The organism is Sphingomonas sp. Leaf231 (genome assembly GCF_001421995.1).
Classification (GTDB): domain Bacteria; phylum Pseudomonadota; class Alphaproteobacteria; order Sphingomonadales; family Sphingomonadaceae; genus Sphingomonas.
In genome coordinates this window covers 706064-723446 of the sequence record NZ_LMLS01000001.1, presented here as the reverse complement: position 1 = coordinate 723446, position 17383 = coordinate 706064, and the positions used below count along the sequence as shown (strand labels likewise).

Annotated in this window: 8 protein-coding genes; 7 read left to right on the top strand and 1 reads right to left on the bottom strand. The window is 66.5% G+C overall.

Going from position 1 to position 17383, the window contains the following annotated elements:
- The first annotated feature begins 40 nt into the window (after nt 1-40).
- The 6 genes from ASE95_RS03510 to ASE95_RS03485 all read left to right on the top strand — a co-directional run bounded on the left by ASE95_RS03510 (nt 41) and on the right by ASE95_RS03485 (nt 11977).
- Nucleotides 41-1456, top strand: a complete 1416-nt coding sequence (locus ASE95_RS03510; protein ID WP_056631498.1) for an amino acid permease — start codon at nt 41-43, stop codon at nt 1454-1456.
- Nucleotides 1453-2682: an NAD(P)/FAD-dependent oxidoreductase gene (locus ASE95_RS03505; RefSeq protein WP_056631493.1), complete on the top strand. Its 1230-nt coding sequence runs from the start codon at nt 1453-1455 to the stop codon at nt 2680-2682. The genes ASE95_RS03510 and ASE95_RS03505 overlap by 4 nt, the downstream gene beginning before the upstream one ends.
- Nucleotides 2683-2758: 76 nt before the next feature.
- On the top strand, nt 2759-3436 hold the full coding sequence (locus ASE95_RS03500) for a GntR family transcriptional regulator (protein ID WP_056631490.1): 678 nt from the start codon (nt 2759-2761) through the stop codon (nt 3434-3436).
- A 182-nt stretch (nt 3437-3618) separates the two neighbouring features.
- The gene (locus ASE95_RS03495) at nt 3619-6567 is read left to right on the top strand and encodes a TonB-dependent receptor domain-containing protein (RefSeq protein ID WP_056631486.1); all 2949 of its coding nucleotides are present in this window, start codon (nt 3619-3621) and stop codon (nt 6565-6567) included.
- A gap of 59 nt (nt 6568-6626) precedes the next feature.
- Nucleotides 6627-9731 carry a glycoside hydrolase family 2 TIM barrel-domain containing protein gene (locus ASE95_RS03490; protein WP_056631483.1) on the top strand — a complete coding sequence of 1035 codons (3105 nt, stop codon included), beginning with the start codon at nt 6627-6629 and terminating at the stop codon, nt 9729-9731.
- Entirely contained in the window at nt 9728-11977 is a 2250-nt protein-coding gene (locus ASE95_RS03485) for a S9 family peptidase (protein ID WP_056631480.1), read from the top strand. The genes ASE95_RS03490 and ASE95_RS03485 overlap by 4 nt, the downstream gene beginning before the upstream one ends.
- A 272-nt stretch (nt 11978-12249) precedes the next feature.
- On the opposite strand, the gene ASE95_RS03480 is transcribed toward ASE95_RS03485, so the two are convergent.
- Nucleotides 12250-14883, bottom strand: a complete 2634-nt coding sequence (locus ASE95_RS03480; protein ID WP_200918729.1) for a DUF5695 domain-containing protein — start codon at nt 14881-14883, stop codon at nt 12250-12252.
- A 118-nt stretch (nt 14884-15001) separates the two neighbouring features.
- Here ASE95_RS03480 and ASE95_RS03475 point away from each other — a divergent pair, with 118 nt between their 5' ends.
- Nucleotides 15002-17368, top strand: coding sequence for a glycoside hydrolase family 127 protein (locus ASE95_RS03475; RefSeq protein WP_056631474.1), 2367 nt, complete (start codon nt 15002-15004; stop codon nt 17366-17368).
- Nucleotides 17369-17383 lie beyond the last annotated feature (15 nt).

Here is a 17383-nt window from a genome sequence, read left to right as displayed (position 1 = left end):
CGGCTGCGACGACGAAGGTTTGAAAACAAGGGAGGGGCTGTTGGCACGAGGATTACTGGGGCCGCTGAAGCCCCTCGACGCGGGGGCGGGCGATCCCGATCGCAAGCTGCGCAAGACGCTTAGCTGGCCGCACCTGATCGCCTTGGGGATCGGCGCGATCGTCGGGACCGGGATCTACACGCTGACCGGCGTCGGTGCGGATCGCGCCGGACCGGCGGTGATCCTGTCGTTCGCGATCGCCGGTGCCGTCTGTGCGTGCGCCGCGCTCGCCTATGCCGAGATGGCGACGCTGATCCCCACGGCAGGCAGCGCCTATACCTATACCTATTCGGTGATCGGCGAGAGCGTCGCCTGGATCGTCGGCTGGAGCCTGATCCTCGAATATTCGCTGGCATGTTCGACGGTGGCGGTCGGCTGGTCCGCATATCTGGTCGGGTGGCTGGAAAGCGTGGGCGTGCACCTGCCTCCGCTGTTGCTGTCGGGGCCACACGGCGGCGGGATCGTCAACCTGCCCGCGGTGCTGGTCGCGCTGGGGATCGCGGGGATGCTGGTCGCGGGCACGAAGGAAAGCGCGACGTTCAACATCGCGCTGGTCGCGATCAAGATGGTCGCGCTGGCGGTGTTCGTCGCCTTCGCGCTGCCGGCGTTCTCGGGCGGCAATTTCGAGCCGTTCATGCCCTATGGCTTCGGCAGTCAGGTGCAGGGCGGCGCGACGCGCGGGGTGATGGCTGCGGCGGCGATCGTGTTCTTCGCCTTCTATGGCTTCGATGCAGTGGCGACGTCGGCGGAGGAGGCGCGCAATCCGGGCCGCGATCTGACGATTGGGATCATCGGATCGATGGCGGCGTGCACGCTGATCTACATGGGCGTGGCGGTGGCGGCGATCGGGGCGGTCAGCTATGTCGAGCTGGGACGCTCGGCGGAACCGTTGGCCTATGTGTTGCGAACGTTGCAGCACCCATCCGCGGCGTGGGCGATCGGGCTGGCGGCGCTGGTGGCGCTGCCTTCGGTGATCCTGGTGATGATGTACGGGCAAAGCCGCATCTTCTTCGTGATGTCGCGTGACGGGCTGTTGCCGCGTGCCTTGAGCCGGGTGTCGGCGCGGACCGGGTCGCCCGCGCTGGTGACGATGGTGACCGGCGTGTTCGTGGCGGCGGTGGCCGGGTTCTTCCGGCTGGACGAGATCGCCGAGCTGGCCAATGCGGGGACGTTGCTGGCGTTCATCGCGGTGGCGGCGTGCATGATGGTGCTGCGCCGCCGCGCGCCGGAGCTGAAGCGCGTGTTCCGTTGTCCCGCGCCGTTCCTCGTCGGCACGCTGGCGATCCTCGGCTGCGTCTATCTGCTGGTCAGCCTGCCCACACATACGCTGGTGCGGTTCGGGCTGTGGAACGTGCTCGGCATCGTCTTCTACCTTGCTTACGGGCGCGCGCGCAGCCTGGTGCGCGCGGCGGCATGACCGCGACGGCGATCGTCGTCGGCAACGGGGTGGTCGGACTGAACGTCGCGATCGCATTGCAGCGGCGCGGCACGCAGGTGACGATCGTCGCACCCGACGCCCCGTGGCGCGGCGCGTCGTGGGGCAATGCGGGGCATATCGCCGTGGAGCAGGTCGAGCCGCTCGCCTCGCTGGCGACGATGCGCAGCGTGCCGGCGCGACTGTTCTGGCGCGGCGGTGCGCTGGCGTTGCCGCCGCGCGCGATCGCGACATGGTTGCCGTTCGTGCTGCGGATGGTGCGCGCCAGCACGCCCGCGCGGTTCCGGCGCGGCAAGGCGGCGCTGCGTGCGGCGCTGGCCACCGCGATCCCGGCGTGGCGTCGTGTGCTGGACGAAGCGGCCGTCGCCGAGCTGTTGCGGGTCGACGGGCATTATGTGGTGTGGGAGACGCCTGGCAGTGCGGCGCGCGGGCAGGCGGCGTGGCTGGCGGCGGATACGGGAACCGCGACGGTGCGCGTGGCGACCGACGCGGAAACGGCGCGATTGGCGACGCTGACCAGGGCGCCGATCGCCGGGGCGGTGCGCTTCGAGGGAAGCGGGCAGATCGTCGATACCGGTGCGCTGGGCGAGGCGCTGGTGCGGCGGTTCGTCGCCATGGGCGGGGTGACGGTGCATGGCCGGGTGCGCGCGATCGCGGACGATGGCGACGCGCGCGTGACGCTGGACGACGGCACGGTGCTGACCGCCGGGGTCGCCGTGGTGGCGGCCGGGGCGGCGTCCGCCGCGCTGGTCGCGGGTGCGGGATTGCGCGCGCCGTTGATCGCGGAACGCGGCTATCATGTCGAGGGCGCGCCGGGGGCATGGCCGGCGGACATGCCGCCGGTGGTGTTCGAGGACCGTTCGATGATCGTCACGCGCTTCGCCGGGCGACTGCGCGCCGCCAGCATCGTCGAGTTCGCGGCGGTGGACACGCCACCCGACCCGCGCAAATGGACGCGATTGCGCGCGCACGTCACGGCGTTGGGGCTGGACCTGCGCGAACCGCTGGCGACATGGATGGGCGCGCGGCCTACGTTGCCCGATTATCTGCCCGCGATCGGGCGACGCGGTGCGCTGGCCTATGCCTTCGGGCACCAGCACCTTGGCCTCACGCTGTCGGCGACCAGCGGGGAGGCGCTGGCGGCGATGTTGCACGGGGAGACACCCGCGTTCGACCTGGCACCGTTCGACCTGACCCGCTTCGACTGAGCGGCAGTTGCGTGCGCCGCAGCATGCGCGCTAAGTCCATGTTTCCGGTATGTCACGGCCGGCGAGGCGCATCTTCATGACCGGCATCATCGTCCGCAATCTTTCCGAACAACTCGTCGACCTGGTTCGCGACCGTATTCTCGCCGGACAGGTCGAGCCGGACCGCGCGATCCGCCAGGACGCGCTGGCCGCCGAACTGGGGGTCAGCAAGATCCCGTTACGCGAAGCGCTGACCCGGCTGGAGCAGGAAGGGCTGGTCCGCTCACGCGCGAACCGCGGCTATTTCGTGCGCGAACTGACGATCGCCGAGGCCGAGGAGGTCTACGCCTTGCGGCTGAAACTGGAGCCGCAGGTCGCCGCATTGGCAGCGGAGCGCGCGACCGACGAGGAACGCGTGCTGGCGCGGCGGACGCTGGAGCAGCTCGACGAAGTGACGCACGCGCATGGCGACGGGGTCGGTGCGTTCAACCGTGCCTTCCACCTTGCGCTGCTGCGCCCGTCACGCCAGCCGATCACCACGACGATGCTGGAACGCCTGCACGTGCTGGGTGAGCGATATGTGCGCAAGCATTTGGAGCCGCTGGGCCGCGACCAGCGGGCCAACGATGAGCATGCGCAATTGCTCGATCGGTGGCTCGCCAAGGATCTGGTCGCCGTGGCCGAGCGCATGCATGCGCATATCGAGCAGACCGTGCTCGACCTGCGGCGTGAGTTCGAGACGCTGGAGCAGGCAGGGGAGCACTTCGCATTGTGATCGAACCGCCGCTGCGTCTCCGCACGGACGGTGGTGTGACATGCATCCGGTCGGCAGCTCGATGTCGCGATCGATCACACCGCCTGATCCCGCAACAACAAAAATGCAAAAGTATCGTATAATATATTTGATGTACAGATCGATGTGTGTAATCTTCTCTTAACGATTCCAAGGGGGAAGACATGGCACGCACGAGTATTTTGCTGACGTCGGTAGCGATGGCGGCGGTGGTGATCGGCATTGCGCTCCCTGCTGCGGCACAGGTTACGCCCGATACTCAGGCCGCCCCAGCGACCGCCGACGGAGAGGGCGAGGCGATCACCGTCACTGGCACGCGGCTGGCGCAGCCCGGCGTCATGAGCAACAGCCCGATCACCACCGTCGACGCCGGCGAGATCCGCCTGCAGGGCGCGACCAACATCGAGAGCGTGCTCAACCGGCTGCCGCAGATCACGCCGGACTCCAACGAGAACGTCTCGAACGGGTCCGATGGCACCGCGAAGGTCAACTTGCGCAACCTTGGCAACAACCGCAACCTCGTGCTGGTCAACGGCCAGCGGCTGCTGCCGATTCAGGCGACCGACCTGAACTTCATCCCGTCGTTCATGATCCAGCGGGTCGACGTGGTCACTGGCGGTGCCTCTGCGGTGTATGGATCGGACGCCGTGTCGGGCGTCATCAATTTCGTGCTGCGCGACAATCTGAACGGTGTGAAGGCCGACGTGCAATACGGATTTTCCGCGCATCACAACGACAATGCGGGGTATCGCGGGCGGATCGGCGCGGCGAACTTCGACAATGCGCCGCGCTCACCGGTCGACGGGCAGCGTTTCGATGCCAACATCGCGCTGGGCGCGAACTTCGCCGAGGATCGCGGCAACGTGACCGCCTATTTCGGCTATCGCGACGTCAAGCCGATCCTGCAATACAATCGCGACGTCTCGGCCTGCGCGCTCGATCCGGTGTTCACCGGAACGCCGCCGGTGGCGACGTCGCTGACGTGCGGCGGTTCATCGAACAATCAATACGGACGCTTCGTGCCGCTGCGCCCCGGTATTGCAGCTGATGGCTACAACAACACCATCGATGGCAACAAGACGTGGGTGCAGTACGACAACAGTTTCCGGTATAATTATGCGCCGCTTAGTTACTTCCAACGGAACGATACGCGTTATACAGCGGGTGCGTTCGCGAAGTACGAGGTGACGCCCGCCGTCGAGATTTACGGCAGTTTCATGTTCATGGATGACCGCACCAATTCGCAGGTCGCACCATCGGCGTTGTTCCAGGGGTATAATTACGGCATCAACTGCAACAACCCGTTGATGAGCGCGCAGCAGGCGGCGTTGCTGTGCGGTGCGGATGCCGCCGGGACCAGCGCGACGCAGGACGTCTATATCGGTTACCGGCCCGTCGCCGCGCCGGCGCGGCCGCGCCGCGACGACCTGCGTCACACCGACTATCGCGTCACCGGCGGCCTTCGCGGCGAGATCGCCAAGGGTATCCGCTACGATGTCAACGCATTGTTCTCGACCGTGATCTTCAACGAAACATATCAGAACGACATCGATCCCGCGCGCGCCAACCGTGCGCTAAAGGTCGATCTGGTCGGCGGCGTGCCGACATGCCGTTCGGTCATCGACGGCTCCGATCCGAACTGCATTCCGCTCAACGTCTTCCAGTTCGGCGGACCCAGCGCGGCGGCGCTGAACTACGTCTATGCGCCGACCAGCACCGAGGGACTGGACAAGGAGACGGTGCTTTCGGGCACGATCAACTTCGACGGTGGCGAATACGGCGTGAAGCTGCCGTGGGCGGACACCGGGATCGCGGCGGTGGTCGGCATCGAACATCGCCGCGAAAGCCTGGAGTTCCGTGCCGACGCGCTGGCGCAGGCGAAGGGCACGAAGGAAAGCTCCGGCGCGTTCAACGTGACCGAAGGCTTCACCGAGATCCGCGTGCCGATCGTGGAGAACCGTCCGTTCTTCGAGGAACTGTCGCTGACTGGCGGTTACCGTTTCTCCAAGTACAGCATCAGCGGCAAGGGCATCTCCACCTACAAGGGTGAAGTCGCCTGGGCACCGTCGCGCGATCTGCGGTTGCGCGGCGGATACAATCGCGCGATCCGCGCGCCCAACATCTCCGAATTGTTCCAGCCGCAATTCGTCGGCAACGTGGCCTCGCAGGATCCGTGTTCCGGAAAGGCGCCGAAGGCGAGCCTGACGCAATGCCAGCTGACCGGCGTAACTGCAGCGCAATATGGCAACATCATCGAATGCCCGAGCGAAGTATGCAGCGGCTTCTTCGGCGGCAATCAGGCACTGCGACCGGAAGAGGCGGATACCTATACCGCCGGCATGGTGCTGACCCCGACATTCGTAAAGGGGCTGACATTGTCGGTCGATTACTTCAACATCAAGGTGAAGAACTATATCGGCGTTATCGCCGTGCCGCTGACGATCAGTCAGTGCATCGCGACCGGTGATCCGTTCTTCTGCGCATTGTTCAACCGCAATCCGCGCAACGGCGTATTGTTCGGCGGCGATAACAATACCGCCGGCTACGTCACCTCGACCACGCAGAACACCGGATCGCTGGCGACCAGCGGTATCGACATCGGCTTCGCTTATGCGATGAACACCGCGATCGGCGGCTTCGACGTCAACATGCAGGGCACGTGGCTGAACGATCTGACCACCGAGCCGCTGCCGGGCCTCGGATCGTACGATTGCAAGGGCCTGTTCGGCGGCACGTGCGGCCAGCCGAGCCCCGAGTGGCGACATCAGGCGCGCTTCACCTGGAGCTCCCCGGATGACAAGGGGTCGATCTCGCTCAACTGGCGCTACATCGGCCCGACCGCGCTGTCGTTCAACACGAGCAACGCGTCGCTCAAGGATACACCGTATGCCGTCAATTCACGCCTGCCGGCGGCGAATTACTTCGATCTGGCGGCCAGCGCCACGGTGATGAAGGAATTGACGCTGCGCGTCGGCGTCAACAACCTGCTCGACCGCGATCCGCCCGCACTCGCACAAGGCGTGCTGTCGTCGTTCGGCAATGGCAATACCTATCCCGGCGTGTACGATGTCGCGGGCCGAACCTTCTTCGTCGGCCTCTCCGCCGAATTCTGAGCAGGGTTCGCGACTGGGCGGCCGGCGTCAGCGTCGGCCGCCGACCGGGGGAGAAGAGAATGTCACGTCGCACCGCGTTCGCCATGCTGGTGTCCACCCTTGCCATGGCGAGCGCGACTGCGCAGGCGCTAACGCCCGCCGTCGCCACCACGCCGTCGGAATGGGAGCGCCCCGAGGTGATCCGCATCGGTGCCGAGCCGATGCATGCGACGTTCGACGGTTTCGAGACCGCCGCCGCTGCGTTGCGCGCCGAGCCGCGGCGTTCGCGTTATCACCTGTCGCTGGACGGCCGATGGCAATTCCGGCGGTCGCCGACGCCCGAAACGCGCCCCATCGGGTTCGAAAAGCCTGACTTCGACGTGAGCGGCTGGAGCACGATGGCGGTGCCCGGCATTCTTCAGGCGGAGGGGCAGGGCACGCCGGTGTTCGTCGGCAGCGGTTATCCGTTTCCGAAAAACCAGCCATGGATCGATCACAAGCTGAACGAAGTGGGATCGTACCGGCGCGAGGTGCTGGTGCCGGCGCATTTCACCGGACGTCGCCTGTTGCTGACGGTCGGCGCGGCGGGCGCGGCTTATTACCTGTGGGTCAACGGGCAGCGGATCGGCTATTCCGAGGACAGCAAGCTGCCCGCCGAGTTCGACGTCACGGCGGCGATGCGTCCGGGACGCAACATCGTGGCGATCGAGCTATATCGTTATGCCGACGGCAGCTATCTGGAAGATCAGGATTTCTGGCGTGTCAACGGGATCGAGCGCAGCGTCACGCTCTATGCCGCACCAGCCACGCACCTGCGCGACGTGGATGTGCGCGCCGGGCTGGCGAACGAATATCGCGACGGCACGCTGGCCCTGAATGTCGCGGTGGCCGGCGGGGACGCAGGCGTGCGGGTGCGGGCGCGTGTGATGGATGGTAAGCGTACGCTGCTGGAGCGGGACGGCGTGCCGGACGCGGGTCGCACCGCGCGGCTGACCGGGACGATCCCTGTGGTGCGGGCGTGGAGCGCGGAGACGCCCGAACTCTATACGTTGCTGGTCGAATTGCTCGACGCCAGGGGCCGCGTGGTGGAGGCGACCGCGCGGCGGATCGGCTTCCGCACCGTCGCGATCGACGGCGGGGAGGTGCGGGTCAATGGCCGCCGCATCATGATCCGCGGCGTCAACCGTCACGAACACGATCCGCGCACGTTCCGCATCGTCTCCGAAGCAACGCTGCGCCGCGACCTGGAGTTGATGAAGGCGGCCAACGTCAATGCGGTGCGCGCCTCGCATTATCCCAACGATCCGCGGCTGTACGACCTTGCCGATCAAGTCGGCCTGTACGTCATGGACGAGGCCAATATCGAGAGCCACGGCTATCTTAGCGACGCGCAGCAGAACGGCGATCCGCAGGGCACGTTGCTCGGTTACAAGCCGGCGTGGAAGGCCGCGCATCTCGACCGGGTGGAGCGGATGGTGGAGCGCGACAAGAACCATCCGTCGATCATCTTCTGGTCGCTGGGCAACGAAACCGGCATCGGCAGCAGCTTCGAAGCGGCGGCGAAGTGGGTGAAGGCGCGCGACAATACGCGACTGGTGAGTTTTCTGGGGCATAGCATGAGCGGGTGGCGGCACCCCACCAATGCCTATGTCGATATCTTCGCGCCGATGTATGACGACGTGGAAAAGATGGTCGATTATGCGGTGCGGCCCGAATTCACCCAGCCGTTGATCCTGTGCGAATATGCGCATGCGATGGGCAACAGCCTCGGCAACTTCCAGGATTATTGGGACGTCATCCACGCGCACCCCAAATTGCAGGGCGGGTTCGTCTGGGACTGGGTGGACCAGACGGTGATCCGCAAGGATGAACAAGGCCGTGAATATTGGGCACAAGGGCGCGATTTCGTGCCGGACGGCGACGACGGCCCGGTCGGCGACGGGGTGATCCGGTCCGACCGGACGCCCGATCCGGAGTATTACGAGCTGGCCAAGGTGTATGCGCCGATCGCATTCGTGCGCGACGGCAACGGCTATGCGGTGCTGAACCGCCACGACCATATCGATTTGTCGCGCTTCACGCTGGATTATGCGGTGATGGAAGACGGGCGAGAGGTGGCGCACGGCGCGGTCACGGTGCCGCAGGTCGCGCCCGGTGCGCGCGCGCCGTTGTCCTTCGCAGTGCCGGTGGCGCGTGATGCGGCGGCGGAGCGGATGCTGGTGCTGCGCGCGCATGCGACGAAAGGTGCGATCCCGCTGGTCGCGGCGGGGCATGTCGTCGCATGGGAGCAATTCGCCCTGTCGCCACCGCGCGCGCTGGCCGACGCGACAGGCGGCGTCGCGCCGGTCGATAGCGGCGACGCGTGGCGGCTGACCGCGCGCGATGCGGTGCTGGAGATCGACAAGGCGAGCGGGCTGGTGCGTCGCTATGCACGTGGCGGCGCGACCTTGCTGACTGGTGGCGCGCCCGATTTCTGGCGCGCGCCGACCGATAACGATGTCGGCACCGGCGTGACCAAGACCCACCGGATGTGGGAGCAGTTCAGCAACAGCCGGCGGCTCGACGCGCTGGCGGTGGAGGGTAACGCGATCGTCGTCCGCCATGACATGGGCGTGGGATCGGTGAAGGTGGTGACGCGCTGGACGATGGACGCCAGCGGAAGAGCGCGGGCGGCGGTGCACTTTCAGCCGATCCGCGACGACCTGCCCGATCCGCCGCGGATCGGCGTGCAGTTCCGGATGCCCGCTACGCTTGACCGCATCCGCTGGTATGGGCGCGGGCCGTGGGAGAATTACGCCGATCGCAAGACCGCGGCGCTGATCGGCGAATGGCAGGGCAAGCTGGCGGATCAATATCACGGCTATGCGCGCCCGCAGGAATCGGGGAGCAAGCAGGATGTCCGCTGGATCGACGTGACGCGCGGTGACGGGGCCGGGGTGCGCGTCGCCGGAGACCGGCCGCTGGCGGTCAACGCGCTGCCATTCGCTTATGCCGATCTGATGGAGAAGCCGCGTGCGCGCAGCAGCGATATCCGCGCGCATGGTGCGGGAACGTTGCTGATCGATGCCGCGCAAAGCGGGGTTGGCGGGGATACGGGGTGGAGCACGGATGGACGACCGCATATGAAATATCGCGTGCCGCTGGCCCCGCTCGACTGGACCTTCACGCTGGATGCGGCGCGATGAGGCGGGCGTTGCTGGCGCTCGCGCTGCTCGCCGCACCGGCGCTGGCGGAGACCGACCCGCGCGTGGCCCGCTCGATCGCGTTGCGCGAGGAGTGGCAGTGGTTGACGCGCGACATCGCCTTTCCCGCGACATGGGATGCGGACGGCCGGCATGTCCATTATCGCAAGACCGTGGCGGGTGGTTTCGCTTTCGTCGACGTGGATGTCGCGACGCGCGCGAAGGCGGCGGCGTTCGACGCCGCGGCGCTGGCACGCGGGCTGGGGGCGGCGCTGGCCAAGCCGGTCGATGCCTTGCGGTTGCCGTTCGAGGAGTTCGCGTTCGAGGACGGACGCCGCGCGATCGGCTTCGCGATCGAGTATCAGGCGTGGCGCTGTACGCTGACCGACTATGCCTGCGTCAGGGCCGACGAACCGCACAGGCGCCCGCGCGGGTTCGGGGTGGTGCGCGACCTGAAGGTGCCGGCGCTCAACACGCCGCATCGTTCCCCGGACGGGGCATGGGAGGCGTTGGTGATCGACGACAATCTCGTCGTGCGGCGTGCCGATGGCGGCGCGGAGGCGTGGCGCAGCCAGGACGGCAGCCCCGGCGACTTCTACGATCCGGAGACGATCGCCTGGTCGCCCGATGGCAGGCATGTCGCGCTGTATCGGGTCCGGCCGGGCTATCGCCGCATCGTGACGCGCGTGGTGTCGTCACCGCCGGGGCAGGTGCAGCCGGTGCTGGCCGAGCAACTCTATCCCAAGCCCGGCGACGCGATCGACCAGGAGCGACCGGTGCTGTTCGAGGCGGCGAACGGGCGGCGGACGGAGGTGGACGACGCCTTGTTCCCGAACCCGTGGCAGCTCGGCGAGATCACGTGGCGCAAGGACGGGCGCAGCTTCGCGTTCGATTACATGCGACGCGGGTTCCAGCAGACGAAGGTGGTGGCGGTGGATGCCGCGACCGGCGCGGCGCATGCTGCGGTAGCCGAGCAGACGGGAACGTTCGTGTACGGCGATCGCCGCTTCGCGCACGATGTCGGCGGCGCGGGACGCGAACTGATCTGGGCGTCGGAGCGCGACGGGTGGCGGCACCTGTATCTGGTCGACGCCGCGTCCGGGCGGGTGAAGCGGCAGATTACGCGCGGCAAGTGGGTGGTGCGCGATATCGCACGCGTCGACGACGATAAGCGGCGCATCTGGTTCTCTGCCAGCGGCATGACGGCGGGCGAGGACCCGTACCACAAACACTGGTTCCGGGTGGACTTCGACGGCCGCAATCTTACCCGGTTGACCCGCGGCGACGAAACGCACGAGGCGCGCTTCTCGCCCGACGGCACATTGTTCGTCGACGTGCATTCGCGCACCGACGTACCCGAGGTGGCGGAATTGCGCGATGCGATCACCGGCGCGGTGATCGACACGCTGGAGCGTGGCGACGTGCGCGCGCTGACTGCCGCCGGTTATCGCCCGCCCGCGCCGTTCGTCGCCAAAGGCCGCGACGGCGCGACCGACATCTACGGGCTGGTGGTGCGCCCGCGCGACTATGACCCGGCGAAGCGCTATGCGGTGATCGAGAACATCTACGCCGGCCCGCACGACAGCTTCGTACCCAAGGGATATTGGCCGTTCGGCGGCTTTTCGGGTGGCGACAAGGCGATGGGGATGCAGCAGATCGCCGATCTGGGTTTCATCGTCGTGATGATCGACGGAATGGGCACGGCGAACCGATCCAAGGCATTTCATGACGTCGCGTGGAAGAACCTGGCCGACAGCGGCTTTCCCGATCGCATCGCGTGGCTGCGCGCGCTGGCGGCGAAGGATGCCGCGGTCGATCTGTCGCGGGTCGGTATCTATGGCGGGTCGGCGGGCGGGCAAAGCACGCTGAACGCGTTGTTGTTCCACCCGGAGTTCTACAAGGCCGGGGTGGCGTTCGCGGGGTGTTTCGATAACCGCATGGACAAGATCGACTGGAACGAACAATGGCTCGGCTGGCCGGTCGATGCGAGCTACCTTGCCGCATCGGGCGTGATCCATGCGGACAAGTTGCAGGGCAAGCTGTTGCTGGTCGTCGGCGAACAGGATTCGAACGTCGACCCGGCCTCGACGATGCAGGTCGTCGATGCGCTGGTCCGCGCCGACAAGGATTTCGAACTGCTGGTGGTGCCGAACGGCGAGCATTCGGCAGGTCGCTCAAGCGAGCCGGTCGCTTACGGGCAGCGCCGCGAATACGATTTCTTCCTGCGGACGCTCGGCGGGCCACGCTAGAGCGTCTTCCGACCAGGTTGAACCACCGTCATCGCTCTGCGGGCGACCGCATGCGCGGCGGGGCGCTTTCGATCCGGGGCAGCGTTGCTTGTCGGTCACGATGCTGCGGTATCGCTCCCTCCTCGCGCCTCGCCCCAGCCCGAAATCGCCGCCGTGCCGATGATCCAACCTGGTCGGAAAGCGCTCCAGTACCGTCGTCGCGAGCATGGCGCGGCGATCCGGGTCAGGTTGCCCCGTCCCGGATTACCGCGCCACGCTCGCAGATGCGGCGGTCAGCGTGGAGTGAGCGTCACCACCGTCGGCGTTGCGGCTAGCGGAAGCGTCGTGAAGCCGCGCTCCGTCCTGCCATGGTCGACGACATAGGCCGCCCCGCCCGCTGGTGCCTCGACCGACAGATGGGCGGTCGGCGTCGTCGCGGTTGCCGCATCCAGCGTCAGTTCGATGCGCCGCGTCGACGGCACCCAGCGTGCGCTGGCGATCGTGCCCGCGGCGAGCGTGATCCACTGCCCGGCCGGGGCGACGAACAACCGGGTGCGTGCGCCGTCGTGCGGAACGACCGCAACCGTTTCGCCCTCCTCCCTGACGGTGCCGCCGAAACCAAGCCAGCCGAAGGTGGCGTCGCGCACAAGATACGTCGCGGCGGCGTAGGCGTGACCGAAATAGCCCATGCCATAGTCGCCGCTGTACGCATCCCAGCGCATCATGTCGGGTTCGGAGTGGAAGGCGGCCGAGGCGAAGCCGTCGCGGTCGACGTTGGTGATGCCACCCATGAAACCGCCATAGGCGACGCGCAGCAGGTGGAGGTCGGCGGGATTGCGACGAAAGGCATCGAACAGCGGCACCGCGTTGAGCGCCGAGCCATAATGGTGGATCTGACGCTCGATCCGTTGCACCTTGCCGCCGTAGAGGAAGTCCCAATAGCGGCGCGCGTTGCCGTTGAAGCCCCAGTGCGGCACGGTAGGATCGTAGCCGAGGATCACCTCCCGCGTGACCTCCGCCTCACGCGGGTGCCCGAAATGCTGCATCCACGCATAAACTTCGGGCTGGCCGGTCGAATCCCACGCCATCTCGCTGCCGAACGGATAGGCAAGCGTGCGCCAATGGTCGGCGCGCACCTTCATGAGCCGTTCGACCTCTGCGGCTTGCGCGGTCATCCCCTCGCGCTTCAGGTCGGCGAGAACCTCCAGGAAGACCTCACCCTCCATCTGCCCGAACTGCGCGTAATGGGGCGCGTCGCGGACCATCGCGACCGTCGTCCGATAGGCGCGGTCGAGGTAGAAGCGGGCATCGTGGCGGGTGACGAGGCCGGTATGATAGCGCGCCAGCCGGTAGAGCACCCAATGCCCGACCGCGACGTGCGGGTAATTGTAGGAACGGCCAAGGTCGTCGGCCTGCTTGCGGTCCCATGATGCCCATGACGACCAGTCGATGCTCTTGTCGTAATGACCGCGGAACGTCTTGGGATCGTAGTAGAACAGGCTTTTCTTCACCCCGCCTGCCTCGACCTGCAATTTGCCGAGCACGGTTTCGTCCACCATCCGCTCCAGCTTGGCGACTTCGGCCGGGACCGGGTGATCGAGTTGCTTCATCGCGGCTGCAACCCAGGCCCCGGCGCCGCCCTCGTCGCTGAGGCCCGCGATCCATACGCGCTGATCCTGCGTGACGATCCGGTCGGCATCGCGATCGTAGCTGAGGATCGAAGGTCCACGGTGGAATGGATCGCCCTTGTCGTCGAACCATTGCCGTGTCGTGGCGAAACGGCCGAGGTCGGCGGATACCTGCGCCAGTGGTTTCGTGACGAAATAGTGGACGCTCTGCACGCTGCCGTCGGCATAGGTGATCGCCACTCGCGCACGGCCCCAGCCGGTGCCCGTGACGCGCCAGCGGTTCCAGCCCTTTGGCCCTGCCGCCGGAGTCAACGTCAGGGCGTTCGCGGGCGTGACGGTGACGTCCCGGACTGCCTGTGGTGACTGGACGAACAGGTCGCCGGGGCTGTCGGTGGGCACCACATAACCAGGCAGGCCGATCGCCACCGGGCGGCGCTCCGCCTGCAACGTCTGCTCGATGCCGCGGATCGAGGGTGCCGCGACCAGCCGCACGCCGATGCTGCGTCGCTCACCGGGGGCGAGCGTGAAGCCGGTGCCGGGGTTCCACTGCTGTCCGGCGTCCTTCATGGCCGCGCTGGCGACCATCCAGTCGTAGAAGCCCTCGAAGGTCTGCTGGCGTTTCGTGCGGTCGGTGAAGATGTCGCCGGCGGGTGCCTTCCCGGCCTCGTGGAGGATGCGATATTGCTCCAGCGGGGTCCGCCCGTCGGGAAGCACCAGCAAGGCCGGCCCCTTGCCGTTGAGGCGCGTGACCTGAAGATAGCCGGCGTCGTTGCCGATATAGGGGTCGACGAAGCTGCCCTTGGCATGCGCCTGTTCGAGCGTGCGATCGGTGATGATGTTGTCGAACACCATCGGCATCCCCAGCGCGCCGATCTCGACCGGCGTAGTACCGCGATTGACGAGCGTAAAGCGCAGCACCGGCGCCCCGCGCTCACGCAACCACGCACGCTCGACCGTCAGCGGGAACCCGCTGCCCATCGTCGCGGTCATGTCGGCGTTCGCCAGCACGTCGCCACTGGTCGAGAGCGCGCGGACGGGCACACGATGACCGGACGAGGCGAAGTCGCGCCACGCAGCGCCGGGCGCGCGCAGCCGCAGGTGCAGGTCGCCGACCTGCGCATAGCCGTCGCCGGCACGTTCGGTGGCGCGATCGCCCGGCGCGAAGTCGAAATCGGGTTCGCCGACGGGCGAAAGGTGGAGCAGCGTCTGGCTCGCCGAATCGAGCGTGAGTGCCAGCGCGCCGACGACGTGGCGACCCGGCGCCGGAGTCGCGGCATGAAGCAACGCACCGGTACTCATTGCTATTCCAGCAAGATACAAATTCGCCCTGCGCATCGCCCCACCCTTTTACCGTTTGTAGATCGGTTGACTCCGATCCGCACGAAGCTATCGTATACAATATTCCTGGGAGAAAGAAATGCTGCTCGGTCGTCGTACGTTCCTGATGTCGTCTGCGACGGTGCCGATGCTCGCCCTTCCGGCGGCGGCACAGCCCGGATCGGGGCTTCCGACCAAGGCGCGCCCGCTGCCATTATCGGCCGTGCGGTTGCGCCCTTCCGACTTCGCGCGTGCGGTGGAAGTCAATCGTGCTTACCTGTTGCGGCTGTCGCCCGACCGGCTGCTGCACAATTTCCACAAGTTCGCCGGGATGACGCCCAGGGCGGCGGTATATGGCGGATGGGAAAGCGATACGATCGCGGGCCACACGCTGGGCCATTACCTGTCGGCGCTGGCGCTGACCCATGCGCAGACCGGGTGCGCGGAGTGCAAGACGCGCGCGGGCTATATCGTCGCCGAACTGGCGAAGTGTCAGGCGGCGAACGGCGACGGATACGTCGCTGGCTTCACGCGCAAGCGCAAGGACGGCACCGTCGTGGACGGCAAGGAGATCTTTCCGGAGATCATGCGCGGCGACATCCGGTCCGCCGGTTTCGACCTGAACGGCTGCTGGGTGCCCTATTATAACTGGCACAAGCTCTACACCGGGCTGTTCGACGTCATCGACCATATCGGGTCAAACGATCAGGCGATGGCGATCGCGACCGGGCTGGGCGGCTATATCGACAAGGTGTTCGCCGCGCTCACCGACGAGCAGGTGCAGGTGATGCTGGCGTGCGAATACGGCGGGCTGAACGAGAGTTTCGCCGAACTGCATGCGCGCACCGGCGACGCGCGCTGGCTGCGGCTGGCGGAGCGGATCTACGACAAGCGCAATCTCGACCCGCTGACGCAAAAGCGCGACCAGCTGGCGAATTTCCATGCCAATACACAGGTGCCCAAGCTGATCGGGCTGGCGCGGTTGCACGAGATCACCGGCAAGCCCGAGCAGGCGACCGCGGCGCGCTTCTTCTTCGAGCAGGTGACGCGTCACCATAGCTATGTGATCGGCGGCAATGCCGACCGCGAATATTTCAGCGAACCCGACACGATCGCGCAGCACATCACCGAACAGACGTGCGAGCATTGCAACACCTACAACATGCTGAAGCTGACGCGACAGCTGTACGGCTGGCAACCGGACGGCGCATTGTTCGATTATTACGAACGCGCGCACCTGAACCATGTGATGGCGCAGCAGGAGCCGGTGAACGGCGGCTTTACCTATATGACGCCGTTGATGACCGGCACGAAGCGCGACTATTCGGCGCGTGACGGCGAGGAATTCTGGTGCTGCGTCGGCACCGGCATGGAGAGCCATGCCAAACACGGCGAAAGCATCTTCTGGACCGGCGACGACGCGCTGATCGTCAACCTCTACATCCCCGCCGACGCGACGTGGAAGGAACGCGGCGCGACACTGGGGCTGGAGACGGCCTATCCGTTCGCGGGTGAGGCGACGCTGACCTTCGCGACGCTGGGCAAATCGGGCACGTTCCCGGTCGCATTGCGCGTACCCGGCTGGGCGAAGGCCCATGAGGTGTTCGTCAACGGCAAGCCAGCGGACACGACGCAGGCCGGCGGTTATGCGATCGTCACGCGGCGGTGGAAGGCGGGGGACGCGGTGACGATCCGCCTTCCGCTGGACCTCAGGATCGAGGCGACGCCCGGCGATGCGCAGACGATCGCGGTGCTGCGCGGGCCGCTGGTGCTCGCCGCCGATCTCGGCCGCGCGGATGGCGAATGGGACAAGGCCGATCCGGCGATGGTCGGCGACGACCTGCTTGCCGCATTCGCGACGGTTTCCGCCGAAGAAGCGCAATATGCCACCAAGGGGCTGATGCGTCCCGCCGACCTGGCGTTCGTGCCGTTCTATCGCCAGTACGACCGACGCAGTGCGGTGTATTTCAAGCGCTTCACCGATGCGCAGTGGAAGGTGGAGGAGACCGCGTTCCTGGCCGAACAGGCCCGGCAAAAGGATCTGGCCGCACGCTCCGTCGACGTGATGCACCTGGGCGAGATGCAGCCCGAGCGCGATCACGGGCTGACGTCGGAGATTTCCTATCCGCTGGTGTATCGCGGGCGGAATGGGCGCGACGCGCGCACCGGCGGGTTCTTCGAGTTCACGATGGCGGTGAAGCCGGGGCCGTTGATCCTGCAAGCGACCTATTGGGGTGACGAGCGGCAGCGCAGTTTCGACATTCTGGTCGACAATCAACGTGTGGCGACCCAGACGCTCGACGCGGACAAGCCGGGCGCGTTCTTCGACGTGGATTATCCGCTGCCCCTCGCGTTGACGAAGGGCAAGACACGCGTGAAGGTGCGCTTCGTACCGCATGACCGGAACAGCGCCGGGCCGGTGTTCGGCGTGCGGCTGTTCACCGCCAAGCCCGCGACGATGACGTGAGCGATGCCCAGGTTC

Coding starts and splice junctions, on each gene's coding strand:
- ASE95_RS03505 (WP_056631493.1), top strand. CDS start 1,453: ATGACCGCGACGGCGATCGTCGTCGGCAACGGGGTGGTCGGACTGAAC.
- ASE95_RS03500 (WP_056631490.1), top strand. CDS start 2,759: ATGACCGGCATCATCGTCCGCAATCTTTCCGAACAACTCGTCGACCTG.
- ASE95_RS03495 (WP_056631486.1), top strand. CDS start 3,619: ATGGCACGCACGAGTATTTTGCTGACGTCGGTAGCGATGGCGGCGGTG.
- ASE95_RS03490 (WP_056631483.1), top strand. CDS start 6,627: ATGTCACGTCGCACCGCGTTCGCCATGCTGGTGTCCACCCTTGCCATG.
- ASE95_RS03485 (WP_056631480.1), top strand. CDS start 9,728: ATGAGGCGGGCGTTGCTGGCGCTCGCGCTGCTCGCCGCACCGGCGCTG.
- ASE95_RS03480 (WP_200918729.1), bottom strand. CDS start 14,883: ATGAGTACCGGTGCGTTGCTTCATGCCGCGACTCCGGCGCCGGGTCGC.
- ASE95_RS03475 (WP_056631474.1), top strand. CDS start 15,002: ATGCTGCTCGGTCGTCGTACGTTCCTGATGTCGTCTGCGACGGTGCCG.